The sequence below is a fragment of the Actinoplanes sandaracinus genome, assembly GCF_030009775.1.
GTDB classification, from domain to species: domain Bacteria; phylum Actinomycetota; class Actinomycetes; order Mycobacteriales; family Micromonosporaceae; genus Actinoplanes; species Actinoplanes sandaracinus.
On record NZ_JASCTH010000006.1, the window covers coordinates 67,523 to 91,737 of the forward strand.

The following is a 24,215-nucleotide window of genomic DNA, read 5'->3' on the forward strand; positions in this document are numbered from 1 at the left end:
GCCGGCCGGCCGCCCGGGGGTGACGTCCCGCCTGCGGCAGCTCCGCCCACGCCCCGAACGGGCATCGACTGCACCCGCCCTTTCCACCGTGGCGCACACCGCATCCACAGCAGCGGCCGTCACGGTGATCGACGCGTAGGGTCGAGGTCGTGAGTGACATGCCGCCGAAGCTGGCCGAGATCGTCGACGACTTCGCCTCCGCGCCCCGCGAGGTCGTGCTGGAGATGCTGCTGGAGTTCGCCGACGCCGTGCCGGCGCTGCCCGCCGACCTGGCCGGGCACGAGGGCATGGAACAGGTCCCCGAGTGCCAGACCGCGTTCTTCCTCAAGGCGGTCGTGCAGCCGGACGAGACCGTGGTGACGCACTTCGACTGCCCGCCCGAGGCGCCGACCACCCGGGCGTTCGCCGGCATCCTGGCCGAGGGCCTGGCCGGGGCGACCGCGGCGGAGATTCTGGCCGTGCCCGATGATCTTTATGCTCGGATGGGTCTCTCCCAGACGATCAGCCCACTGCGGGTGCGTGGTGGGACGGCGATCCTGGCGCGGCTCAAGCGTCAGATCACCGAGCAGGCGACCCCCCTCAAGACGGAGTGACGTGGATATTCAGGTCTGGTCCGATGTGATCTGCCCGTGGTGCTACATCGGCAAGGTGCGACTCGAGAAGGCACTGGAGGCCTTCGACGGCACGGTGACGGTCACCTACCGGGCGTACCAGCTGGACGCCTCCCCAGCGCCGGAGCCCTTGCCGATCAAGCAGGTGATGGCGGAGAAGTTCGGTGGCCCGGCCCGTGCGGAGCAGATGTTCACGCAGGTGGCCGCCATCGGCGCGAGTGAGGGATTGACACTCGACTTCGACCGGGCGATCGCGGCCAACACCTTCGCGTCGCACCGGCTGATCGCCTGGGCGGCAACGCAAGACCGCCAGGCGGACATGCTGGACGCCCTGCAGCGAGCGCACTTCACCGACGGCATCGACATCGGGTCCCTGCCCGCCCTCGCGACCGTCGCCGGCACGATGGGGCTGGACGCCGCCGCCGCGCTCACCTACCTGGAGTCCGAGGCCGGCACCACCGCGGTCCGCACCGACCTCGACGAGGCGCGAGCCCTTGCGATCACCAGCGTGCCGACCTTCGTCATCGACGGGAAGTACAAGGTCCAGGGCGCTCAGGAGCCGAGCACTCTGCTCGCCGCCTTCCAGGAGATCTCACGCCGGGAGAGTGCCAACGCCGGTCTATGACGTTTCACGTGAAACGACATAGACGATTGTCAGGATGCCTCGCGTGCCAGACCGTCGATCACCTCGGCGCCGGGCAGGGCGCCGAGGGCGGGTCCGGCGATGGCGATCTTGCTGTGCCGCACGCCGGATCCGATGATCACGTGCGGGGTGGCCACCACACGCGAATCGACCAGAATCGGCCAGGAGACGGGTAGCCCGATCGGGGTGATGCCGCCGTACTCCATTCCGGTCAGCGCGACCGCGTCGTCGGTCGGCGCGAAACTGGCCTTGCGCACATCGAGGTGTCGGCGGACCACGCCGTTCACGTCGGCGCGGGTGGTGGCGAGCACGATGCAGGCCGCGTACCGCGTGACCCCACCCCGGCTGCCGGCCACGATCACGCAGTTGGCGGACTCGGCCAGGCTGATGCCGTACGCCTCGCAGAAGGCCGCCGTGTCCGCCAGCCCGGGATCGATCGGCGCCACCAGAACCTGGTCGGCGTCGATCACTCCTTCGGTCGGCCAGACCGCCAGGGCCTTGGCCACCGGCGGGGCGAGCAGGTCGGGGCGCGACTGGGCGGGTTCGGTCGGCAGGCTTCCCATCATCCCGCCATCCTCACCCACCCCGGCGATCACGGCACGTCCACCATCGCACCCGACCTCGGACGGACAATAGACCTTAACCACCGCATACGCTGATGAATCGGCAATCGTGAGCGGGCGGCCGGCGGAAAACTCTCAGGTTCAAAGCGATCATGCCGACCGTCAGATGATGTGGAGGAGCGCCGGAAAGCACGCGTCGGGACCGTCAGTGGCCTCGCGTTGATGGTCGGCGCTACGGCGCTGGTCGCCGTCTCCGGCGGCCGTCACTCGGTCTTCGCCGTCCTGCTGCTCGGCCTGCTGGCGATGGTGCTGACACACGCCCTCGTCGTCGAGATCCAGCGCCAGGCGCGCCGCCGGTCACAGACCGCGTGGTACCGCACCGACACGGTCAACACCATCCTGCTGGCGTGCTGGGCGCTGATCGCGGCTGCCATCACCATGGCGCCGTTCGCGTCCCTACAGGTGCGCGGCCTGGGCGGCCTGCTGGCCGCGGGTTACACCGCCGCCTCGATCTACTTCGTCGTGGAGCGCCGGCGCGCCGTCACATCCCCGTTCGTCGCGGTCTCCTCGCCGGCCGTGGTGCCCGAGAGCGACCCGGTGACCGATTCCGCGTCGGCCTGACCGCCCGGCGTCGGCAGCACCACCATCAACGGTGGCACCGGCACGCCGCTCGTCTCGATCGGCAGTTCAGGAACCGGTAGCCAGTCGATCCCGATCTGTTCCGGCCCGGAACCGTCGTCTCGCCCGAGTCGTGGCTCGCCGTCGGCGACGGTCACCGTGAAGACCGACGTCATGCCCGACGGGTAGGGCATCTCCAGCACGTAGCGGGCGTCGCTGACGATCAGGCCGGTTTCCTCGAACACCTCGCGCCGCAGTGCCTCCTCGGCCGTCTCGCCGGGGCGCAGGCCGCCGCCGGGAAGCGTCCACCACTCGCCGCCACCGAATCGCCGGCTGCGCTCGTGCATCATCAGCACACGGCCGTCCCGCACGATCACGGCGGCGGCCCGTCTTCGCTCATCCACGCCCTGCAGGCTAGCCGCACGAACTGCGCCCCGCAGGGCTCATTCATTCCTCTGTGGATAACCCGGCACGTTCGCTGGAACGGGCAAATGCGTGCCTACGCCTGCGGAACCTCGACGAGCAGGTACTCCAGCTGCTGCATCACCTGCGCGGTGAGCGTGACGCCGCTCCGGGCGGCCATGAACGCGAGCGCCGACGCCGTGGGATCGGTCACGGCTGGACCCCCGAGAAGACCGGTCGCCTGCAGGGTCGGGCGGAACTGGTCCGGCTTGTTACCGCCGAGCCGGTCCGGCGCCGAGGTGTCGAGATCCAATGCGAGATCCCCGTTGCGGAAGACCACCAGACGCCCCGGTTCGCCGCCGCCACCTCGGTACGCCAAGACCTCGCCGCGGTTCTTCGAAAGCGACTTCACGAGCTCCCGGGTGACGCCGAGCGTCCCGTTGTCCTCCACGATGACCGACCAGTTACCGACCCGGCCGATGCCCATGAAGAACCGTTTCCGGGCGCCGGCCTCACCGTCACCAGGCCGGACGACCCGGTTCCAGTCCACCCGCTCGAGATCGTCGCCACCGAGTCGTTTGGTGATTTGATGCTCGGTGAGACCCCGCACCAGGGTGAAGCAGAACCCGCTGGTGAGGTCGGCGTTCCGGGCCGGCCAGGCGTAGTCCGCCGACGTCCCGGCGGAGGCGAGCGGTTCGGCGGAACCGGACGCGCCGCACCCGGCGAGGGGCACGAGCGTCAGCAGAAGTAGAGCGGAACGGCGTCTCACCGGTCTAGTAGATCAAAGATCGTGGCTCCGTACCGTCCCCGGCATGGTTAAGGCCAATTGGCCAACCGGCGTCGCGTGCCCCGGTGCAGGAATCCCACCTCGCCGGGGCGACCCGCCCGTGCCGCAGTGCGGCATCGACATCAAGGACGGCCACTATGTGGCGTCCCCATATCGTTATAAAACAGTCACCCCTGAGTGCCCGGCCAGCCGAGCGGCGCAAGGTGAGCGAAGCCGCCTGCACTGAAAACGGCTGAGAGGTCGTCTCGCCTCGTGAGCTCGGCTGCCGACACCCCGCAATAGGGCTTCCCCGGGATCGGCCGTCACCGCGGATCTGAGGGCTGCCACATGCCCGCCGGCGCCCCCGCTATCGCTCGCTCCACATAGCTTGGTCGTCCGATTCAGCCCTGCCGAATCGAGTACGGGACCCGCAGCAGCCCCGAAGGCGCCGACGAGTCCTCAGTGAACGGTGCCTGTCGACCGCCCGAGCCGACGACGGGATCCATCACTCGATCGCCATGAGGCGCGGGTGCGGGGCTCGGCCCCGGAAGCAGAAATGACGAGTGGCCCCGGGTCCGCGCTGTCCGCGGACGAGGGCCACTCGTCAGTCGTGGAGCCCAGGGGACTCGAACCCCTAACCCCCGCCTTGCAAAGGCGGTGCTCTGCCAGTTGAGCTAGGGCCCCGTAACCGCCGTCACCGCAGATCGGGCGCCGTGGTCGCCTCGTGCCAGAGCGCGCGCTCGTCACTGGAGGCCTTGACCTTCTTGACCACCAGAGCCGCCACCCCGACGACACCAGCAATGATGAGGAGCTTCTTCAACACTGAACTGCCACCCCTTACCCGCTGCCCGGAAAGAACAGGTCCGCGTACAAACATGGTTGGTGGAAGTTGAAGCCGCAAGAAGGAACCTGAGCGACTCGAACCAGCCACCGCACCCACCGTAACGCGGGGTTTCCGGGGGCTCGGCCCCCGGAGCAGAAATGACGAGTGACCCCGGTCCGCGCACTCCGCGGACAAGGGCCACCTGTCACTCGTGGGGCTAGATGGAATCGAACCATCGACCTCAGAGTTATCAGCTCTGCGCTCTAACCGACTGAGCTATAGCCCCTCAACTGCGAAGAGAACGTTACCGCATCGGGTTGCGGGCCTCCAAGCGGGGGTACCCGCAACCCGGTGATGCGGATCGTCAGTCGCGCTCGGCCAGAGTGAGCTCGATACCGCCGACAAGGTCGGCGCAAACGTTGTAAATGAAGGCGCTCAGAGTGGCCAGCGCGGTGAAGAGAACCACGTTGACGGCACCGATGAGCATCGACGTGCCGATGACGCCCCAAGCGGTGATCCGGAAGGTGCCGCTGGAGCTTCCCTCGGTGCCGCCGCTGGCGGTGACCAGGTCCTGAAGGTTGCCGTTGACCGAGCTCCACACGCCCATCGTGTCGAGGGCGAGGTAGAGCACCGACGTCGCGACGACCACCACGATGAAGAGCACGATCGACACGGCGAACGCGAACTTCATGACCGACCAGGGGTCGATCCGCTTCAGGTTCAGCCGGGCACGGCGCGGGCCCCGCGCCGCGGCCGACGACACCGTGGAGCGGGCGGACCGCACAGCCTCGGAGACACGGGCCGCCCCGACCGCGGCCGCACCGCCGGCCGGAGCCGGCGCGGAGCCGGCGCGCTGCTTGGCCGCACCGGGTGCGGTCGCCGGCGCCGCCGGCGAGGTGGTCGGACGCGGCGCGGTCCCCTGCGTCGTCGCGGCGGGAGCACTGACGGGGGTACGACCAGAGGTCGCACCCGGCGCCGCACCCTTGCCCTTGGTGACGACCGGCACGGAGGCCGAGCCCTTCACCGGGGGCTGCACACTGGGACGCTTCGCCTCGGCGCCGTCGGTGCCGGCGGCCGGTTCACCCGGGGGCGGGGCCATGCCCGGCGCCCGAGTGAACTTCGGCGGGGACGGGGCGTCGGCGGGGACAGCGGCACGCCCTGTGGTCTCGCGACCGTTCGGTGCGGCAGCGTCTTTCTTCGCCGCATCGTCCGGAGTCGCTGAGGTCCCCGGGCCCCCCGACTTCGCCTGTGTCTCCGGCATCAACTAGTCCTGTTCGTCAGGCTCGTCGGCATTGCGAGCAAGCGCCACGATGGTTACACCTTCTGGGAGGTCCATCAGCTTGACCCCCATTGTGTTCCGATCCCGTGTGCGCCGTACAGGCTTCACGGGAGTCCGGATGACACCACCATTGCTGGTGATGGCAAACAGTTCATCCTCCGGGCTGATCACCAGAGCGCCGACTAGTCCACCACGACGCTCAGTGATCTTGGCGGTCAGCACCCCCTTACCGCCACGTCCCTGTACGGGATACTCCTCGATGGGCGTGCGCTTCGCATACCCACCGTTGGTGGCGACCAACACATCCATGCCCTCGCGAACGACTTCCATCGCGAGAAGCTCGTCGTTGTCGCCGAAGCGCATGCCGATCACACCGGACGTCGCGCGGCCCATCGGGCGCAGCGCCTCGTCGGTGGCGTTGAATCGGATGGCCTGGGCTTTCTTGGAGACCAACAGCAGGTCCTCCTCCGAAGCCGCCAGCGCCGCGCCCACCAATTCGTCATCCTCCCGCAAGTTGATGGCGATGATGCCACCGCTGCGGTTGGAGTCAAATTCCTCCAGGCGCGTCTTCTTCACGAGCCCATTCTTGGTGGCGAGCACAAGGTAGGGCGCGACCTGGTAGTTCGGGATCTGGATGACCTGCGCGATGTGCTCATCCGGCTGGAACGCGAGCAGGTTCGCGACGTGCTGACCCTTCGCCACCCGGCTTGCTTCGGGCAGTTCGTAGGCTTTTGCCCGGTAAACCCGGCCCTTGTTCGTGAAGAACAGCATCCAGTCGTGCGTCGAGATGACGAAGAAGTGCGACACGATGTCGTCCTGGCGCAGTGTGGCGCCGCTCACTCCCTTGCCGCCACGCTTCTGCGACCGGTACAGATCGGTCTTGGTGCGCTTGGCATAACCGGTTCGTGTGATCGTCACCACAACGTCTTCCCGGACGATGAGGTCTTCCATCGAGACCTCGCCGTCGAACGGGATGATCTGGGTGCGCCGGTCGTCACCGAACTTCTGGACGATCTCGGCCAGTTCCTCGGAGACGATCGTCCGCTGCCGCTCCGGTTTCGCCAGGATGTCCTTGAAGTCGGCGATCTCAAGCTCGATCTTGACCAGCTCGTCGATGATCCGCTGCCGCTCCAGGGCGGCCAGGCGGCGCAGCTGCATGTCGAGGATCGCGGTGGCCTGGATCTCGTCGACGTCGAGCAGCGTCATCAGGCCCTGACGCGAGTCCTCCACCGTGGGCGAGCGCCGGATGAGGGCGATGACCTCGTCCAGCATGTCCAGCGCCTTGCCCAGACCGCGCAGGATGTGGGCCCGCTCTTCGGCCTTACGCAGGCGGTACGCGGTCCGCCGCTGGATGACCTCGATCTGGTGCTCGACGTAGTAGCGGATGAACTGGGCCAGGTTCAGCGTGCGGGGCACGCCGTCGACCAGCGCCAGCATGTTGGCGCCGAACGTCTCCTGCAGCTGGGTGTGCTTGTAGAGGTTGTTCAGCACCACCTTGGCGACCGCGTCACGCTTGAGCACGAGGATCAGGCGCATGCCGGTACGGCCGGAAGACTCGTCCCGGATGTCCGCGATGCCGGTGAGCTTGCCTTCCTTGACCAGCTCGGCGATCCGCTCGGCGAGGTTGTCCGGGTTCACCTGGTACGGCAGCTCGGTCACCACGAGACACGGCCGGCCTCGCGCGTCCTCCTCGACCTCGACCACCGCGCGCATCCGGATCGACCCACGACCGGTCCGGTACGCGTCCTGGATCGCCTGCTGTCCGACGATCAGGCCCTTGGTCGGGAAGTCCGGGCCCTTGACGAACTCGAGCAGCGCCTCGAGGGTGGTGGCCTCGTCGACCTCCGGGTTGTCCAGGCACCACTGCACGGCCGTGGCGATCTCGCGCAGGTTGTGCGGCGGGATCTTCGTGGCCATGCCGACGGCGATGCCCTCGGACCCGTTGACCAGCAGGTTCGGGAAGCGGGCCGGCAGGATCGTCGGCTCTTTGGTGCGGCCGTCGTAGTTGTCCTGCATGTTGACGGTGTCTTCGTCGATGTCCCGCAGCATCTCCATCGCCAGCGGGGACAGCTTCGACTCGGTGTACCGCATGGCGGCCGGCGGGTCGTTACCCGGCGAACCGAAGTTGCCGTTGCCGTCGATCAGCGGGTAACGCAGCGACCAGATCTGGCCCATCCGGACCAGGGCGTCGTAGATCGACGAGTCGCCGTGCGGGTGGTAGTTGCCCATCACGTCGCCGACGACACGGGCGCACTTGACGTAGCCGCGGTCGGGGCGGAAGCCGGCGTCGTACATCGCGTAGAGGATCTTGCGGTGCACCGGCTTGAGGCCGTCGCGGACGTCGGGCAACGCGCGGCCGACGATGACGCTCATCGCGTAGTCGAGGTACGAGCGCTGCATCTCGACCTCGAGGCCGACCGGCTCGACGCGCTGGCTCACACCGCCGCCGATGTCGCCTAGGATCTCGTCGCCGTCGGGGGGCTCAGGAGTGTCAGTCACTTTTAACCCTTACTCAAGGTGATGCCAGGCAAATGCGGCCAGAACGGGCATATGGCTGTGGATAACACTGTGGAAAGTGGGCGCACGCTGTGGATACGGCTTCCTGGACCTAGATGTCCAGGAACCTGACGTCCTTAGCGTTGCGTTGAATGAACGACCGCCGAGCCTCCACGTCCTCACCCATCAGGACGCTGAAGAGCTCGTCCGCCACAGCGGCGTCGTCGAGCGTCACCTGGCGCAGGGTGCGGGTGTCCGGGTTCATCGTGGTGTCCCACAGCTCGTGGAAGTTCATCTCGCCGAGGCCCTTGAACCGCTGGATGTCGTCCGGCTTCGCGTTCGCCTTCTTCTGCTGGCGCAGCGCGATCAGCCCGTCCCGCTCACGGTCCGAGTACGCGTACTGGGCGTCGTCACCGCGCTTGTTCCACTTGAGCTTGTAGAGCGGCGGGGAGGCCAGGTAGACGTGCCCGTGCTCGACCAGCGGCCGCACGAAGCGGAACAGCAGGGTGAGCAGCAGCGTCTGGATGTGCTGGCCGTCGACGTCGGCGTCGGCCATCAGGATGATCTTGTGGTACCGCAGTTTCGTGATGTCGAACTCGTCGTGGATGCCGGTGCCCATCGCCGTAATCAGCGCCTGGACCTCGTTGTTCTTCAGCACCCGGTCGATCCGGGCCTTCTCCACGTTGAGGATCTTGCCGCGAATCGGGAGGATCGCCTGGATGCGGCTCTCCCGGCCGGACTTGGCCGAACCGCCGGCCGAGTCGCCCTCGACGATGAACAGCTCGGTCTCGCGCGGGTCGGTCGACTGGCAGTCGGCCAGCTTGCCGGGCATCGAGCCGGATTCCAGCAGCGACTTGCGGCGGGCCAGCTTGCGGGCCTGCTGAGCGGCGATCCGGGCGCGGGCCGCCTGGTCCGCCTTCGTGATGATCAGCTTCGCGTCGGCCGGGTTGCGGTCGAACCAGTCGGCCAGCTGCTCGTTGCAGACCTTCTGCACGAAGCTCTTCATGTCGGTGTTGCCGAGCTTGGTCTTGGTCTGGCCCTCGAACTGCGGGTTCGCCAAGGTCACCGAGATGATCGCGGCCAGACCCTCACGAATGTCCTCACCGGACAGTTTCTGGTCGGCCTTGAGGAACTTCTTCTCGACGCCGTACTTGTTGACGATGGTCGTCAGCGCGGAGCGGAAGCCCTCCTCGTGGGTGCCACCCTCGTGCGTGTTGATGCGGTTGGCGAAGGTGTAGACCGACTCGCCGTACGACTCGTTCCACTGCATCGCGATCTCGACGGCCATGCCCTCCTCGGGGGCGTCGGCCTCGAACTGGATCACGGTCTTGTGGATGGCGCTCTTGGTGGCGTTGAGGTGCCGGACGAAGTCGGCGATGCCGTCCTCGTACATGAACGTGACGCTACGAGGCTCACCGTTCTCATCGACCTGGTCAGGCCGCTGGTCGGTGTAGTTGATGGTGAGGGCTTTGTTGAGGAACGCCATCTCCTGGAGACGGCGATAGATGGTCTGGTAGTCGAAGTCGGTGGTCTCGAAGATGTCCGGGTCCGGCCAGAACTGCACGGTCGAGCCGAGCTTGTCGGTCGGCTCGCCCTTCACCAGTTCGCCGGGAACGGAGTAGTCGTACTTCTGCCGCCACCAGAAGCCGTCCTTCTGGATCTCGACGGCCATCCTCGTTGAGAGCGCGTTCACCACGGAGACGCCGACACCGTGCAGACCGCCGGAGACCTTGTAAGCCTGACCGTCGAACTTGCCGCCCGCGTGCAGCACGGTCAGCGCGACCTCGACACCCGGCTTCTTCAGCGTCGGGTGGAGGTCGACCGGGAAACCACGACCGTTGTCGGTGACCGAGACGCCACCGTCGGGGAGCAGGACCACGTCGATGGTGTCGCAGTAACCGGCCAGCGCCTCGTCGACGGCGTTGTCCACGACCTCCCAGACCAGGTGATGCAGACCGCGCTCACCGGTGGAGCCGATGTACATACCGGGACGCTTGCGGACCGCTTCGAGGCCTTCGAGCACGGTGATGGAGCCGGCACCGTACTCCTGCTGATTCTCTGACACCATCGGCCACTTTCTCGCGCCGGGCCCGGAAGGCCCCGCAACGGGGTTGGCGGGCCCACCAGCGGCGGCCCGGGCACGCGTCAGGAGACCAGAGATGACACCGCGGAAAGTGAGCGGACCACCGGTGGAACCATGCGCGCCGGTCGCCGCGGACGGCCCGCGGATCGTGATCGGCTGGAAAAACCGCATAGCGTGACGATGTTGCTCGGATGGTGGCCGAACGCAGCGTCAAGCACAGTTTTCCCGGTCGCTGTCGATTCTACTCCGCCGGAACGAATCGGCGAGGGTCCGGCACCCCTTCAGGGTGCCTGAGAGTCCCGTAGCGCGATTCGAGGCGCTACCCACGTAATCCCCTACACGGCACAGCCGCCCCGCGCAACGGCAAACGCTGCGGCAGTTTCGGTGGTCTGGCGCGCCTGCGATGCCCCGCCCACACACACTGCGACACTGCTCGACAACGTCCCGCGCCTGTGTCGTAACCTCGCCCGCGCGGGCCGGTGATGGCCGGGTGGTCGCAGGGCAGGTCGAGGAGGGGTGGCCCCGGATGGCGCACGACAAGGGCCTGGACAACGTCGCGGTGCACTGGCCGCGGACCAATCAGTACTACGACCCGGTGGCTCCCGCCGAGTTCGTCGACTTCGGAACGATCGCGGACCGGCCTGAGATCGCGGCCCCCACCGGCGCCCTCGCGCTGCACATCGCCAAGACCGGCACGGTGCGCGCCACCGCGTACACCGAACTCGTCGATCTTCTCCTCGGGCTGGAGGGGGTTCTCTACGCCACCGACGCCGCCGCCGAGGACGAGGACCCGGTCATCGACCCGGACGGCTGCGCGTGGATCGCCGGCGGCCTGGAGCGTTTCGTCGAGGGGCACGAGAAGTTCGGCGACCTGGTCACCTTCGACACCGTCACCGAGGTGCTGAAGACGGCCATTTCCGCGGGCCGCCTCGCCGACCAGCAGTTGCGCTGGCTGGACCAGCGGCTCGCGGCGCTGCGCGACGACGCCGGAAACTCGCCGCACTGGAGTTTCGCGCGCACCGAACTGGCGGTGCTGGCCGGCTTCTACCGCCGCTGCGCCGAACGCGGCTTCGCGATCTTCGCCGACTACTGAGCGACCGACTACTGAGCGACCGGCCACTGAGCGGCGCACCGAGCGAGTCCGGCGACGGAGCCGTCGCGACGGCTTCTAGGACCGGCGGACCAGCCAGGTCACGCCACCGGCGACAGCCATCAGGACCAGAGTCGTCCCACCCCAGAAGATCATCCGGGTACGGTCTCCGCCCGTGCCGTGTCCGGCTGACAGCAGTTCGTTGCCGTCGCACGAGTTGGTCTCGCCGTCGGTCGCGAACACGCGGTACCGGCCGCCCTCGACGAACTTGTATCCACAGGACGCACTGCTCTTCATGGTGACGAGCGTCACCGTCTTGCCCGCCTCGCCCTTGAGGACCGACTCGACGGCGAACTCGACCTTGACCTCGTTGCCGAGCCAGCCGGCGTCCACGTCGTCGGCCACCCCGACGAACGCCGTGTCGGACCGCTCGACCGGATCGAAGCCGGTGGCACACGAACACGCCCAGGCGGGCTGAGCGGCGATCGGAACAGGCGCCAGCACGAGCAGCAGGAGAACAAGGGCGCGGCGCAGATGCAAGGTCATACGGCTCTGACGCGGGGCGGCCCGGATCGGTTTCAGCCGTAGGTGTCGCGCGGGCCGCGCCCCTGCACGCGCCGTGGGCCACGGTTCCACGACGGCGCCGCCGGCCCATGGATGTTGAGCCGGGTCACCACGTTGTTGCCGACCTCGCCGGCGATCTGCCGCAGGAGGGTGGCGGCGAGCAGGCGCAGTTGCGTCGCCCAGGCGGTCGACTCGGCCTCGACGGTCAGCACGCCGCCCTCGAGCCGTACCGGGCGGCTGTGCGCGGCGATGTCCGGGCCGACCACCTTCTCCCAGGCGCCGAACACGGTGGCCTCGGCTTTCGGTTTCTCCCAGCCGCGCGCCTTGACCAGGCGCTCCAGCATCGCGCCGAACAGCTGTGGATCGCGGGGGTCCGGCCCCGGCCCGGAATAGCCGCGCAGCCGCCGGCCACTGCCCGGTCCGGTGCCGGTCCGGCGGCGTGGTTTCTGCGCGGCCTCGCGGCGCCGCGCCAGCGCGGCGTCGAGCACCGCGCGGGCCAGGTCCGGCCCGGCGAGATCCCCCTTGTCCACAGGTTGTGGAGAAGGCGCCGGGTCGGCGGCCCCTTTTCCGGGGGTACGGGGACCGCCCGCCCCACCGTCGGCCTCCCGTGGACGCGAACTGCCCCCAGAGTCGCGCGACGAGCCCCGGAGTTCCCGGTCCTCATCCACCCCTGCCCAAAGATCCCCCAGGGCCTCAGTGAGGCGCTGAGGCCGCTCCTGCGGCCCCGGCGACTCTCCGCCGGACGACCGATCGCGATCAGACTCACGAGACACGGGTCACCGTTCCTGTCACCACGTCGAAGCGGGCGCCGCTCAGGCTCGGGGGCACGTCCTCGGCGACGGCACACGTCACCAGGAGCTGGGCCGCGTCCGACACCAGGCCGGCGAGCCGGTCGCGGCGGCCGGCGTCCAACTCGGCGAACACGTCGTCGAGCACCAGCACCGGTTCGATGCCGTCGGAACGCAGCAGGTCATAGGCGGCCAGCCGCAGCGCCAGCGCGAACGTCGAGGACTCGCCGTGGCTCGCGTAACCCTTGACGGGCAGGTCGCCCAGTTGCAGGGCGAGATCGTCGCGATGCGGGCCGACCAGGGTCGTCCCCCGCTCGATCTCCGCCGGCCGGCGCTCGCCCAGCCGTTCCAGGATCGCCTCCCGCAGCGCGGGCCGCTCCGCCGGCAGCGGATCACCGAGCCGGGAGGCGTACGAGATCGCGGCCGCCGTCCGCCCGGCAGCCACCGCGTCGTAGGCCTTGGTCAGGTGTGGCCCGAGCGCGGCCACCAGCTCCAGCCGCCCGGCCAGCAACTCGGCGCCGTGATGGGCGAGGTGCTGGTCCCAGACCTCCAGCGTCGAGAGGTCCTGCCCGCGGTTGCCGCCGACCTTGCGGGTCAGGTACGCCGTCCGCAGCAGGGCGTTGCGCTGTTTCACCACCCGGTCGTAGTCGGCACGCACCCCGGCGAACCGGGGCTGGCGGGCGACCAGCAGGTCGTCGAGATAGCGGCGGCGCTCGGACGGGTCACCCCGGACCAGTTCCAGGTCCTCCGGAGCGAACAGCACCATGCGCAGGGCGCCGAGCACCTCGCGCGGGCGGCGCACCGGCGAACGGTTCAGCCGGGCCCGGTTCGCCCGGCCCGGCACCAGCTCCAGCTCGACCAGCAGCTCACGTCCCTCATGGACGATCGCGGTACGGATCACCGCCGAGGCGGCGCCGGCGCGGACCAGCGGAGCGTCGGTGGCCACCCGGTGACTGTCCAGAGTGGCCACATAGCCGAGCGCCTCGATCAGGTTGGTCTTGCCCGTGCCGTTGCGCCCGACGAACACGGACACGCCGGGGTCGAGATCGACCGCCACCCGCTCATAGGAACGGAAGTCGGTGAGCTCGACCCGGCGTACGTGCATGAATCAGCGCTTGACGGCGTGGCCACCGAACTGCTGACGCAGCGCGGCGACGGCCTTCATGGCCGGAGAGTCCTCCTGGCGGGACTGGAACCGGGCGAACAGCGACGCGGCGATGACGTGGGCCGGCACTGCGAGGCGCACGGCCTCGTCGACGGTCCAGCGGCCCTCACCGGTGTCGTCCGCGTAGCCCTTGAGCGCGTCGAGTTCCGGGTCTTCGTCGAGAGCCCGGTCCAGCAGGTCGAGCAGCCAGGACTTGACGACGCTGCCCTCCCGCCAGCTCTTGATCACGGCGGGCACGTCGTGCACGTACTCGGAGGCCTTGAGGATCTCGTAGCCCTCGGCGTACGCGTGCATCAGGCCGTACTCGATGCCGTTGTGCACCATCTTGGCGTAGTGCCCGGCGCCGTGGGTGCCGGCGTGCGCGAAGCCGAACTCACCGATCGGCTTGAGCGCCTCGAAGATCGGCTTGCAGTGCTCCACCTGGGCGGCGTCACCACCGACCATCAGCGCATAGCCGTTCTTGATGCCCCACACACCGCCGGAGACACCGACGTCGAGGTAGTGGATGCCCTTGACCGCCAGGCGCTCGGCACGCGGGGCGTCGTCGGTGAACTTCGAGTTGCCACCGTCGATGATGATGTCGCCGGCTTCGAGGACCTCGGCGAGCTGGTTGATCGTGTCCTCGGTGATCTTGCCGGACGGCACCATGGTCCACACGACCCGCGGCGCGGCCAGCTTCTCGGCCAGTTCAGCCAGGCTGGCAGCGTCGCTTACTTCCAGGTTCTGGTCGTATCCGACGACTTCGTGCCCCGCTGCACGCAGTCGTTCCCGCATGTTGCCACCCATGCGGCCGAGACCGATCAGGCCGAGTTGCATGGTGATCTCCCTAGATGAGCGATTGGTTCAAGCTCAGTATCAGCGAGTGACCCGGATCGGCATGATCAGATAGCGGTAACCCGGGATGATTTCGCCGCTTTCGCCAGCGGGCGAGATCACAGCGGGCTTGAACGCGTCGACGAACGAGAGCATCGCGGTCGGAGCGCCGAGGTTCTGCAGGCCGTCGATGAGGTACTGCGGGTTGAAGCCGATCGTCAGCGCCTCACCGGTGAACTCGGCCTCCATGGCCTCGCTGGCCCGGGCCTCCTCGGTGCCGCCGGCCTCGACCACGAGCCCGTCCTCGCTGAAGCTCAGCAGCACCGGGGTGGTGCGCTCGGCGACCAGGGCGACCCGTCGGACCACCTCGACCAGCGCGGACACCGCAACCCGCGCCTCAGCGTTGTGCGAGGTCGGGAAGAGCGACCGCACCGGCGGATAGTTCGCGCCGTCGAGCAGGCGGCTGGTCGTGCGGCGGGCGCCACCAGCGAACCCGATCATGCCCTCGCCCGCGCTGCCCTGCGCCATCGCCAGCGTCACCGAGCCGCCGATCGGGCCGAGCGCCTTGGCGGTGTCGTTCAGCGTCTTCGCCGGGACCAGCGCGTTGATGCTGATCTCCGGGTCGTCCGGGTTCCACTCGATCTCGCGCATGGCGAGCCTGTACCGGTCGGTGGCCAGCAGCGCCATGGTCGAACCGTTCAGCTCCAGTCGCACACCCGTCATCATCGGCAGGGTCTCGTCCCGACCTGCGGCAATCGCCACCTGGGAAACGGCGGAGGCGAAGACGGCCGCTTCGACGGTGCCGGCGCTGGACGGCATCTCCGGCAGGGTCGGGTAGTCCTCGACCGGCATGGTCGGCAGGGTGAATCGGGCGCTGCCGCAGACCAGCTCCAAATGCGCGCCGACAGCGGCGATGTCCACCGGCTTGCCGGGGAGCGCCTTGGTGATCTCGGCGAGCAGGCGCCCGGAGACCAGAGCCGCGCCGTCCGCGTCGGCCTGAACCTCGACGGTGACCTGGCTGGAGACCTCGTAGTCGAAGCCCGACACCTGGAGCCGGCCGTCGGTGACCCGCAGCAGGACACCGGCGAGCACCGGCACCGAGGGGCGGCTGGGCAGGCTCTTGGCTGTCCACGCCACGGCGTCGGCGAGCGCGTCTCGCTCAACCCGGAACTTCATGCTGTCCTCCGCGATGCGTCCTCATACAGGGGCATGGACCCCACTGAACTCTATGGCTCCGGCGGTGCTGGTGCGTGCCCGGCCCCGGTCTGGCTCCCGCTACCGCTGGGAGCGGGAGACCTGAGCCCTGCTTCCGGTGCTTCTCAAGCCTGGCTCTCCTTGGGCCGGAACCTGACCATCCACACCTTCCACAACGCTGATTATTGGTTTTTGTTTTCTTAGAAGAGATAACTAGTCGTCTTCATAGGTCCTGTGCATTCTGTGGAAAACCCGCGTTTGGCCTGGTCAGCGAGTTATCCACCGGTGATTCACATGTGGGAAACCGGGGTATAACCAGGGGTCTTCGTCCACAGTCCTGGAGTTCGCGAGCGTTGTCCACCGTCGTCCACAGGCTATCCACCGGTTGTCCACCGGTTTTATCCCCTGCGCTGTGCATAACGCAGGAACGCTACCGACACGTCGTCCCCAGAACCTTCAACAGGTAATCCACAGGCGTCCACAGGCTGTGAGATCTTTTGTCACTCTCTGTGTCTGTCCACATCGATATCCCCAGGGTTGGTCCACATCTGTGGGGTTGGCTGTCGGGAGATTTCCACCGTCTGGGGATAAGGCCTGTGGACGCCTGTGGATAGCTGTGGACAACGTTGGCACGAAACTGTCACGTTCCGACGTTGACAACTTACTGTTCTCCGCCCTCGGAAGTACGTAGCGATGGAGCTCGATGCAAGGCGCGGCTGTAGATGATCTGGGTACAACCTGTGGACAACCCCGTGCAGAACCGGTGGATAACTCAAGAAATTCGGAGAAACCCCAGGTCAAGCGCCATTCACCCGATCGTGTAAGGCCTGTGGGTAACCGTCATTCCGCGGTCAGAGCCGTCGACGGGCGTCCCTGCGTGCACGTCCCTGTGGACTGGCGGAAAACCCGCGAGCCGAGGCGGTGGCCGCGGCTTCCCCCGCCGTCCCGGAGGCGCAGACCTTCATCGGGTACGGGGACCGGCCGCTGAGATTTTTACCCCTCCCGTGGCGGTTCCACGCGAGGCGCCGGCCGCTCTGGGCCGTACCGCGGCCGGCGGGCGGGGCCGATGGTCACCGGCGGCGGGTCGTGGGTCCACACCGGCGGTACTCGTTCGCCCGGCTTCGGGCACAGGCGCGGGCGTGACGAGGGTGCCGGACGACGGCGGGACGGGCGCGCCGGTGAGTGGGCAGCAGTCCGGATGCGTCGAAGCGTGCCGCACCCGGCGCACGGCCGGGAACGCGCGGCGAGGGCCCCGTGGTGCGGTCGGGGGCCGTGGGGGCGTACCCCTCAGGTGTTCTGTTTGATCCTGTTGGTGAGTTCAGCGATCTGGTTGTAGAGCGACCGGCGCTCCGCCATGTGTTGCCGGATCTTGCGGTCGGCGTGCATGACGGTGGTGTGGTCGCGGCCGCCGAAGGCCTGGCCGATGCGCGGCAGCGACAGATCGGTGAGCTCGCGGCAGAGGTACATGGCAACCTGACGTGCGTTGACCAGCACCCGGCTGCGGGAGTGGCCGCGCAGGTCCTCCAGGCTGACGCCGAAGTAGTCGGCGGTGGACACCATGATCTGATCCGCGGTGATCTCCGGGCCGGCGCCGTCGGGCATGAAGTCGCGCAGCACCTCCTCGGCCAGCGAGAGCTGAACCTGGGAACGGGTCAGGCTGGCGAACGCCGTCACCCGGATGAGTGCGCCTTCGAGCTCGCGGATCGAGTTGGAGACCCGCGACGCGATGAACTCCAGCACGTCGTCGGGGGCGTACATGCGCTCCTGCGCGGCCTTCTTCTGAAGGATCGCGATACGCGTCTCCAGGTCCGGCGGCTGGATGTCGGCGAGCAGGCCCCACTCGAAGCGGGTCCGCATCCGGTCTTCCAGCGTGGCCAGCTGCCGCGGCGAGCGGTCCGAGCTGATCACGATCTGCTTGTTCGCGTTGTGGAGCGTGTTGAACGTGTGGAAGAACTCCTCCTGCGTGCGCTCGCGGTTCTCCAGGAACTGGATGTCGTCGATCAGAAGGATGTCGACGTCGCGGTAGCGCCGCTGGAACGCCTGCGTCTTGTCGTCTCGCAGGCTGTTGATGAAATCGTTGGTGAACTCCTCGGTCGACACGTAGCGCACCGACCTCGCGTGGCCCAGGGTGGTGGCGTAATGGCCGATCGCGTGCAGGAGGTGGGTCTTGCCCAGCCCGGAGCTGCCGTAGATGAACAGCGGGTTGTACGCCTTCGCCGGAGACTCCGCGACCGCCACCGACGCCGCGTGCGCGAAGCGGTTGGACGAGCCGATCACGAACGTCTCGAACATGTACTTCGGGTTGAGCCGGTTGCCGTCCTGGCCACCGGGCCGCGGAGAGGTCCCCGGCCCGCGCAGGTCGAGCGGTTGGCGCCCGGGACCGTTGTCACCGACACGGGTGGGCGTGACCTCGTCGCGGCGATCCTGCCGCTGGTTGTCCCGCCGCTGGGCAGCGTCGGCGGCCATCCGGTGCGCGACCGTGTCGTTCGGTGCCTCCGGGCCTCTCTCGGCCGGGTGCGCGGACGTCGACCGGTTCGCCGGCGGCGGCGCCTGCGGCAACGGGTCGGCGAACAGCGCCTCCTGGCCGTCGCGGGCGGTGGGCACCCCACGTGAGTACGGCGCCTGCGGCGACGAGTGCTGAGCGGAACCGGTCGGGTACGGCTCGGGAGCGTGCTCGGCGGGACCGTAGGCCGACTGCTGGTAGGGCGGTTCGGGCATCCGCTGCGGCCCGTTGTAACCGGGCAGTTCGGGCTGGTAGGCGCCGGGCTCGGCGTAGTGCCGCGGCGGCGGGTCCGCCACCGGTGGCGGCGCCTGCTCGGCCGGGGTGCCGTAGACGGTGCCCGGCATGCCGGAGCCGTCCTCCGGAGGACGGACCGTGACAGCGACCTGTATGGGCCGGTTGAGTCGCCGGGTCAGAGCCTCGGTGATTGCCGGGCGCAACCGGGACTCGATGATGTCTCGGGTGTACGTGTCCGGAACCGATAGGAGCGCCGTGTCCTCCACGATGGCTCGCAAGCGGGTGAACTGCAGATAGGCGCGCTGCTGTCGTGACGCGATCTCGTCGGACAACTCGTCCAGCGTGTCACGCCACAATGTGCCCAGGTCGACCTGATCGGCCACCGCCGCGCCACCCCCATCGCCACCGACCCCCGGTGTGCCTTGTCTGCCTGTCGGCGCCCGTGCGGGCAACCGATGGGCTCCCCCCGACCCAGCACAGTCAACGTGCTGAACACGCACGGCGCCACTGGCTATCCACAGGTTATCCACAACCTGCGGTGGTGCCGGTGGCCGCTCCCGGCCGGACGGTCGGCAGATCTACCGGAGCCTGTAGTGGCGCGGGCGGTAAACAGGCTCACCGTGGCGAACGATCCACCTGCTTGTCCGGTTTTGGCCGCCGCTTCGCGGGCTGCGAACGGCCGGTGAGACCAGCAACCGCGCACGCTAACAGCGGCGAGAGGTGGACTACAACCGCCGTCCGGGCCATCCCCTGTCCGGTTGCGGGAAAAGATTCACTTTGTGCACGGAAAGACCTGGTAGACCCGGGCCGCCCGCCCATGTCGGCGTGCCGACCCAGGATATGGTTGACCGTCCCAGGGGGCGTGCGTAGGGTTGGGCGGTTGCTCCGCCGCGCTCTGCTAAAGTGGCGTCTTGCAGCTGAAGCCCCCAGAGTCGTAGTACGAAGACGGAGTAGTGACGTGAGCAAGCGCACCTACCAGCCGAACAACCGCCGGCGTGCCAAGACCCACGGCTTCCGGCTGCGCATGCGCACCCGTGCCGGCCGTTCCATCCTTGCTGCTCGCCGCGGCAAGGGCCGCGACAAGCTGTCGGCCTGAGCCGACCGCTAGTCGGGTCGGAATGCCCAGGTAGTCGTGTTAGCCGCGGCGCAACGACTGCGGCGTAGCGCGGACTTCGCCGCTGCGATCCGTGGCGGCCGTCGAGCCGCCCGCGGCACCCTGGTCGTTCATTTTCTCATCGACGAGCCGGCGTGTGCCTCCACGGCGCGCGCCGGCTTCGTCGTGTCCAAAGCAGTGGGCAACGCGGTCGTCCGCAACAAGGTGCAGCGTCGCCTGCGGCATCTCGTCCGGCCGTTGCTCAGCGAGCTCCCGGCGGGAGCCTCTCTGGTTGTTCGGGCACTGCCACCGGCAGCCGGCGCCACTTTCGCCACTCTGGCCACGGACTTGGAAGGTGCGCTCGCGGCCGCCCGCAGACCCCGGCGGGCACGATGAGCCTGGCCGCCCGGCTCCTGACGGCTGTGGTCGTCGCGTACCGTCGATACTTGAGTCCGGCGTTGCCGGCCCGCTGTCGGTTCTATCCCTCGTGCAGCGCGTACGCCCAGGAGGCGCTGGCGCGGCACGGTGCGATTCGGGGTACGGGCCTGGCGATCTGGCGGCTCCTGAAATGCCATCCCTTCCACCCTGGCGGGTATGACCCGGTGCCTCAGCCGATCCGTCACCGTCCTGCCGATGTGACTGGAGCTTAGATTGAGTCTCGACCCGATCTACTACGCCATCTCGTGGATCCTTCTGCGATGGCATTCCCTCTGGGATGCCGTCGGCGTACCCGACGGTCGGGTGCTGGGTACCAACTGGGCCTGGATCCTGTCGATCTTCTTCCTGGTGGTGACGCTGCGCGTCATCCTCTTCCCGGTCTTCGTCAAGCAGATCAAGAGCCAGCGCGCGATCCAAGCGCTCCAGCCCAAGGTCAAGGCGCTGCAGGAGAAGCACAAGGGTGACCGCGAGACGCTCCAGAAAGAAATGATGGAGCTGTACCGCGTCGAGAAGGCCAACCCCCTGATGGGCTGCCTTCCGATGTTCCTGCAGATCCCCGTCTTCTTCGGCCTCTTCCACGTGCTTCAGCACCTGAAGCCGAACCTTCCCGACCACCTGAAGCAGATCTACGGCTGGCCGCTGGACAAATTCATCAGCGCCGCCGACGCGCACCTCTTCAACGCTCCGGTGAGTGCCAAGTTCGGCTCGTCCGCGTCCGAGCTGGCCGCCCTCGGCGCCGACAGCACCACCGTCAAGGTCCTGGCCGGAGTCCTGGTGCTGGTCATGATGGCCACCACGTTCCTCACCCAGCGCCAGATGATCCTCAAGACCGGCTGGGCCGAGGACCCGCAGCAGCTCATGATCCAGCGGCTGATGCTCTACGGCATCCCCTTCTCGCTGCTGATCTCCGGCGCGCTGTTCCCCATCGGTGTCGTTCTCTACTGGGTCACCAACAACCTGTTCACCCTGGCGCAGCAGCAGTGGGTGCTCCGCAAGTTCCCGCCGCCGCAGATGGCGAACAAGGGTGGCAGCACGGCCCGTCCGGCTCCCGGCACCAAGATGTCGTCCGGCCTGAAGAGCCCAGTCCAGCCCGCCCGCACGGGCGGCCTCTTCGGTCGCAAGTCCACCCCGGAGCCGGCGAGCCCGGTGGTCGACACCAAGGCGCTGGCCCCCAAGCCGGGTGCCAAACCGGTGAATCCGAAGAAGGGCACCCGACCGGCGAACAAACCCAAGGGATGATCGCGGCTCGGGTTCCTCGCTTCTTGCGGCTGGCCCGAGCGCTCCCCTTGGCCCAAAGACCCTTCCCGCGCCGGTGGGTACGCATCCCGCGCGGGAAACAGCGGACCGACTTCGGTCCGGCCCGAATGACAACGGAGATGAGACCGTGACCGACACCAGCACTCCCCCTTCCGCCGACTCGACAGCAGAGGTCACCGCTGCCGAGCCGGCCGGCACAGAAGAGGCCAAGAAGTCGGAGAGCGTCGCCTCGGACAGCGACCTGTTCCGCCAGAGCGAAATCGCCGCGGACTATGTCGAGGGTCTGCTGGACATCCTCGACTACGACGGTGACATCGACGAGCTCGTCTCGACGGGCCGTCCGATGGTCGAGGTGGTCGGTGGCCGTCTCCAGCCGCTCGTCGGCCAGCGCGGCGCCACGCTCGAGGCGCTGCAGGAGCTCACCCGCCTGGCGATCTTCCGGGCCACCGGCTCGCCGAGCCGGCTGCTGCTGGACATCGGCGGCTACCGCGCCTCCCGGCGCAAGGAACTGGCCGCGGTTGCCCGTAACGCGGTCGAGAAGGTCAAGGAGCACGGCGAGCCGGTCCGCCTGGAGCCGATGTCGGCCTTCGAGCGCAAGTGCGTGCACGACGTGGTGAACGCGATCCCCGGCGTGCAGAGCGAGTCCGAGGGCGTCGAGCCCAGCCGCCGCATCGTGGTGCGTGTGGCGGACTGATCGTGACTGAGCCCCGCTACGGCGCGGGTGACTCCGGCCCGGGCGTTGCTTCGCCCGGGCCGGAGTCTTTCCCCGCGTTCTTCCCTGAGACGTCCTCTTCCGAGGCGTCTTCGTCCTCCCCCAAGTCGCCGTTTTCGCGGAGGACTTCCCCGGCGGCTGCTTCCTCCGAGGGTGCTGCGCGCAGGCCGGCTTCGGCGGAGGACGTCTCGCCTGAGTCGACTGCGGCTTCGGCAGTGACTGCGTCGCAGTCGCCTTCGCCGGAGTCGGTCTTGCTTGAGCTCGGTGAACCGCCTGCTACCGCCGTCGCGCTCTTCGGGGAGCGGCTTGCGCTTGCCAGCCGCTATGCCGAGTTACTCGCGACCGAGGGCGTCGTGCGCGGGCTGATCGGCCCGCGTGAGGCTCCCCGGCTCTGGGAACGCCATCTCGTCAACTGTGGCGTTATGTCCGAGATTTTTCCTCTCGGCGCTTCGGTGATTGACGTGGGCTCTGGTGCAGGTTTGCCCGGTATTGTGCTCGCGGTGGCCCGGCCGGATCTTGTCATCACCCTGGTCGAACCACTGGCACGACGAACCGTCTTCCTCGAAGAAGCGGTCACCACCCTCGGCCTGGACAACGTCACCGTCGTGCGCGGGCGGGCCGAGGAAGTCGCCGGGCATCTGCCCGGCGCCGACGTGGTCACCGCCCGGGCCGTTGCGGCACTCGACAAACTTGCCGGCTGGTGCCTGCCGCTGGCCGCAGTCGGTGGCCGGCTGCTCGCGATGAAGGGTTCGTCCGCTGCCGACGAGATCGCCGAACACGCTGAGGCGATCAGCGCACTCGGTGGTGGTGAGCCGGCGATCCGGCTGTGTGGCACAGGGTTGATCGAACCGCCGACAACGGTGGTGGAGATCGTGAAGGAACGGCACGTGGTTCCCGATCGGCAGCGCCCCACGCCGGCGCGGTCGGCGGGGAAGCGTGGGGGCCGGTCCTCGGACGGCCGTGGGGGTTCGGGTGCTTCTGGCGCCTGGGGAACCAGTCGTGGAGATGGCCGAGGGAGAACGCGGAGGAGCTAGATGGTCCGGCGGGATGCACGCAAGCGAGTCCGCAAGTCGCATCCCGCTGTCCCGTTCGTTCCTGTACCTCCGGCGGCCGTCGTGAAGGCGTCGGTGGCTGCGAAAGGTGTGAGCCCGCAAGTCGGGGATCCTGCTGTTGCCGGGCCGGGCGTTGCGCCTTTCGCCCCCTCGGTGATGTCGGTGGCTTGGGAGTTGGGCCTGGCCCCAGCCGCGCCGGTTCCGTCGGTCCCGTCAGCATTGTCGGGCGCGTCCTTCTCTGCCTCCACAGCCACCGCCACCTCCGCCCCGCCTGCCACGTCCGCGCTGTCGGGCTCGCTCGCCTCGTCGGCAAGGCATGGCGCGGTCGCGTCCGCACCGACGCTGGTGTCGGTGGGCTGGGACCAGGTGGTGCCTCCGGTGACGCCTACCGTGGTGACGACGGCATGCGGGGCGTCGGGTTTCGGCTCGTCCATGCGGATGTCCTCGACGCCGCTTGTTTCGGCGTCGGCGTCGGGTTCGACGCCGACGGTCGTCCTCGATCCGGTGAAAGCATCACTTGGTCCGACTTCGAGGGCGGCCTTCCTTTCCCCGGGCGTGGGGTTGTCTCCGATGTCTGGCGGCCTTACTCCTACGGCACCCACATCTGTTTTCGAGGTGCAAGGATCTAGTTCCGCGCAGCCCGGTTCCTCTTCGGCGCTGGCGGAGTCGTCTCTCGCGTTGTCCGGGTCCACACCTGCGCGGGTGACCGTCCCTGCTGTCGCGCCGTCTGCGCAGCCGTCGAGAGCGCGGTTCTTCGTGGTGCCGCGGACCGTTGGTGCGCCGTCGGCACATAGGTCCCCGAGTGCACGCAGTGGCCCGCACGACGTGGCGGATGGTCGACCGGGTCCGCTGAGTTCTCCAGAGGGAGCCGTCGCCAAGCGGTCTGAGAGCGTCGTTGGCGGCCTGGCGGGATCTTTGTGTCCCCGCGGGGAGGGTGCGACCTCGACGGAGATCTCAGGTGAGCTGAGAGCGGAAATTCCTGAGGGCCCACTGCCAAGTTCGGATAGCGCGGTGGTGCGGTGGGACGA

The 24,215-nt window shown here is 68.1% G+C and carries 24 protein-coding genes and 2 tRNA genes; 10 read left to right on the forward strand and 16 right to left on the reverse strand.

The window, feature by feature from the left end; translation table 11 throughout:
• The first annotated feature begins 149 nt into the window (after positions 1–149).
• Positions 150–593 carry a SufE family protein gene (locus tag QLQ12_RS10670; protein WP_282759041.1) on the forward strand — a complete coding sequence of 148 codons (444 nt, stop codon included), beginning with the start codon at positions 150–152 and terminating at the stop codon, positions 591–593.
• A 1-nt stretch (position 594) separates the two neighbouring features.
• Positions 595–1,236 carry a DsbA family oxidoreductase gene (locus QLQ12_RS10675; RefSeq protein ID WP_282759042.1) on the forward strand — a complete coding sequence of 214 codons (642 nt, stop codon included), beginning with the start codon at positions 595–597 and terminating at the stop codon, positions 1,234–1,236.
• 29 nt (positions 1,237–1,265) lie between these two features.
• Here the strand turns inward: QLQ12_RS10675 and QLQ12_RS10680 are convergent, their stop codons facing one another.
• Positions 1,266–1,817: a YbaK/EbsC family protein gene (locus QLQ12_RS10680; RefSeq protein ID WP_282759389.1), complete on the reverse strand. Its 552-nt coding sequence runs from the start codon at positions 1,815–1,817 to the stop codon at positions 1,266–1,268.
• 222 nt (positions 1,818–2,039) lie between these two features.
• Here QLQ12_RS10680 and QLQ12_RS10685 point away from each other — a divergent pair, with 222 nt between their 5' ends.
• Entirely contained in the window at positions 2,040–2,438 is a 399-nt protein-coding gene (locus QLQ12_RS10685; RefSeq protein ID WP_282759044.1) for a hypothetical protein, read from the forward strand.
• Here the strand turns inward: QLQ12_RS10685 and QLQ12_RS10690 are convergent.
• From QLQ12_RS10690 to gyrB, 8 genes are all read right to left on the reverse strand, one after another.
• A complete protein-coding gene (locus QLQ12_RS10690; RefSeq protein WP_282759045.1) occupies positions 2,330–2,839 on the reverse strand; it encodes an NUDIX domain-containing protein in 510 nt (169 codons plus the stop codon). The genes QLQ12_RS10685 and QLQ12_RS10690 overlap by 109 nt on opposite strands.
• 95 nt (positions 2,840–2,934) lie before the next feature.
• Positions 2,935–3,606, reverse strand: a complete 672-nt coding sequence (locus QLQ12_RS10695) for a DUF6461 domain-containing protein (RefSeq protein ID WP_282759046.1) — start codon at positions 3,604–3,606, stop codon at positions 2,935–2,937.
• 608 nt (positions 3,607–4,214) lie between these two features.
• Positions 4,215–4,287 (reverse strand) — tRNA-Ala (locus QLQ12_RS10700).
• A 10-nt stretch (positions 4,288–4,297) separates the two neighbouring features.
• Entirely contained in the window at positions 4,298–4,426 is a 129-nt protein-coding gene (locus QLQ12_RS10705) for a DLW-39 family protein (RefSeq protein ID WP_211304171.1), read from the reverse strand.
• A 212-nt stretch (positions 4,427–4,638) separates the two neighbouring features.
• Positions 4,639–4,712: transfer RNA gene (locus QLQ12_RS10710), tRNA-Ile, on the reverse strand.
• A gap of 78 nt (positions 4,713–4,790) precedes the next feature.
• Positions 4,791–5,687: a DUF3566 domain-containing protein gene (locus QLQ12_RS10715; protein WP_282759052.1), complete on the reverse strand. Its 897-nt coding sequence runs from the start codon at positions 5,685–5,687 to the stop codon at positions 4,791–4,793.
• Between the two features lie 3 nt (positions 5,688–5,690).
• The gene (gene gyrA, locus QLQ12_RS10720) at positions 5,691–8,204 is read right to left on the reverse strand and encodes a DNA gyrase subunit A (RefSeq protein WP_407651454.1); all 2,514 of its coding nucleotides are present in this window, start codon (positions 8,202–8,204) and stop codon (positions 5,691–5,693) included.
• Positions 8,205–8,313: 109 nt separating this feature from the next.
• Complete coding sequence (gyrB, locus tag QLQ12_RS10725) at positions 8,314–10,269, reverse strand: DNA topoisomerase (ATP-hydrolyzing) subunit B (protein WP_282759054.1); 1,956 nt, start codon at positions 10,267–10,269, stop codon at positions 8,314–8,316.
• 541 nt (positions 10,270–10,810) lie between these two features.
• Between gyrB and QLQ12_RS10730 the strand changes: the two genes are divergently transcribed.
• Entirely contained in the window at positions 10,811–11,377 is a 567-nt protein-coding gene (locus QLQ12_RS10730; protein ID WP_282759056.1) for a hypothetical protein, read from the forward strand.
• A gap of 75 nt (positions 11,378–11,452) precedes the next feature.
• On the opposite strand, the gene QLQ12_RS10735 is transcribed toward QLQ12_RS10730, so the two are convergent.
• The 6 genes from QLQ12_RS10735 to dnaA all read right to left on the reverse strand — a co-directional run bounded on the left by QLQ12_RS10735 (position 11,453) and on the right by dnaA (position 19,018).
• A complete protein-coding gene (locus QLQ12_RS10735) occupies positions 11,453–11,920 on the reverse strand; it encodes a hypothetical protein (protein WP_282759058.1) in 468 nt (155 codons plus the stop codon).
• A 32-nt stretch (positions 11,921–11,952) separates the two neighbouring features.
• Entirely contained in the window at positions 11,953–12,468 is a 516-nt protein-coding gene (locus QLQ12_RS10740; protein ID WP_282759060.1) for a DciA family protein, read from the reverse strand.
• Positions 12,469–12,700: 232 nt separating this feature from the next.
• Positions 12,701–13,831 carry a DNA replication/repair protein RecF gene (gene recF, locus QLQ12_RS10745; RefSeq protein ID WP_282759062.1) on the reverse strand — a complete coding sequence of 377 codons (1,131 nt, stop codon included), beginning with the start codon at positions 13,829–13,831 and terminating at the stop codon, positions 12,701–12,703.
• 3 nt (positions 13,832–13,834) lie between these two features.
• The gene (gene gnd, locus QLQ12_RS10750; protein WP_282759064.1) at positions 13,835–14,707 is read right to left on the reverse strand and encodes a phosphogluconate dehydrogenase (NAD(+)-dependent, decarboxylating); all 873 of its coding nucleotides are present in this window, start codon (positions 14,705–14,707) and stop codon (positions 13,835–13,837) included.
• A gap of 39 nt (positions 14,708–14,746) precedes the next feature.
• Entirely contained in the window at positions 14,747–15,880 is a 1,134-nt protein-coding gene (gene dnaN, locus QLQ12_RS10755; RefSeq protein WP_282759066.1) for a DNA polymerase III subunit beta, read from the reverse strand.
• A gap of 1,305 nt (positions 15,881–17,185) precedes the next feature.
• The gene (gene dnaA / locus QLQ12_RS10760) at positions 17,186–19,018 is read right to left on the reverse strand and encodes a chromosomal replication initiator protein DnaA (RefSeq protein WP_282759067.1); all 1,833 of its coding nucleotides are present in this window, start codon (positions 19,016–19,018) and stop codon (positions 17,186–17,188) included.
• A 575-nt stretch (positions 19,019–19,593) separates the two neighbouring features.
• On the opposite strand from dnaA, the gene rpmH reads away from it, so the two are divergent.
• The 6 genes from rpmH to rsmG all read left to right on the forward strand — a co-directional run bounded on the left by rpmH (position 19,594) and on the right by rsmG (position 23,169).
• Positions 19,594–19,731, forward strand: coding sequence for a 50S ribosomal protein L34 (gene rpmH / locus QLQ12_RS10765; RefSeq protein WP_282759068.1), 138 nt, complete (start codon positions 19,594–19,596; stop codon positions 19,729–19,731).
• 36 nt (positions 19,732–19,767) lie between these two features.
• A complete protein-coding gene (rnpA, locus tag QLQ12_RS10770; RefSeq protein WP_282759069.1) occupies positions 19,768–20,124 on the forward strand; it encodes a ribonuclease P protein component in 357 nt (118 codons plus the stop codon).
• Complete coding sequence (gene yidD / locus QLQ12_RS10775; protein ID WP_282759070.1) at positions 20,121–20,378, forward strand: membrane protein insertion efficiency factor YidD; 258 nt, start codon at positions 20,121–20,123, stop codon at positions 20,376–20,378. The genes rnpA and yidD overlap by 4 nt, the downstream gene beginning before the upstream one ends.
• A gap of 1 nt (position 20,379) precedes the next feature.
• Positions 20,380–21,405, forward strand: coding sequence for a membrane protein insertase YidC (gene yidC, locus QLQ12_RS10780; RefSeq protein ID WP_282759071.1), 1,026 nt, complete (start codon positions 20,380–20,382; stop codon positions 21,403–21,405).
• A 145-nt stretch (positions 21,406–21,550) separates the two neighbouring features.
• Positions 21,551–22,117 carry a Jag family protein gene (locus tag QLQ12_RS10785; RefSeq protein WP_282759073.1) on the forward strand — a complete coding sequence of 189 codons (567 nt, stop codon included), beginning with the start codon at positions 21,551–21,553 and terminating at the stop codon, positions 22,115–22,117.
• Positions 22,118–22,386: 269 nt separating this feature from the next.
• Positions 22,387–23,169: a 16S rRNA (guanine(527)-N(7))-methyltransferase RsmG gene (gene rsmG, locus QLQ12_RS10790; protein ID WP_282759075.1), complete on the forward strand. Its 783-nt coding sequence runs from the start codon at positions 22,387–22,389 to the stop codon at positions 23,167–23,169.
• Here the strand turns inward: rsmG and QLQ12_RS10795 are convergent.
• Positions 23,166–23,879: a hypothetical protein gene (locus QLQ12_RS10795; protein ID WP_282759076.1), complete on the reverse strand. Its 714-nt coding sequence runs from the start codon at positions 23,877–23,879 to the stop codon at positions 23,166–23,168. The two genes, rsmG and QLQ12_RS10795, sit on opposite strands and share 4 nt — an antisense overlap.
• Between the last annotated feature and the right edge of the window lie 336 nt (positions 23,880–24,215).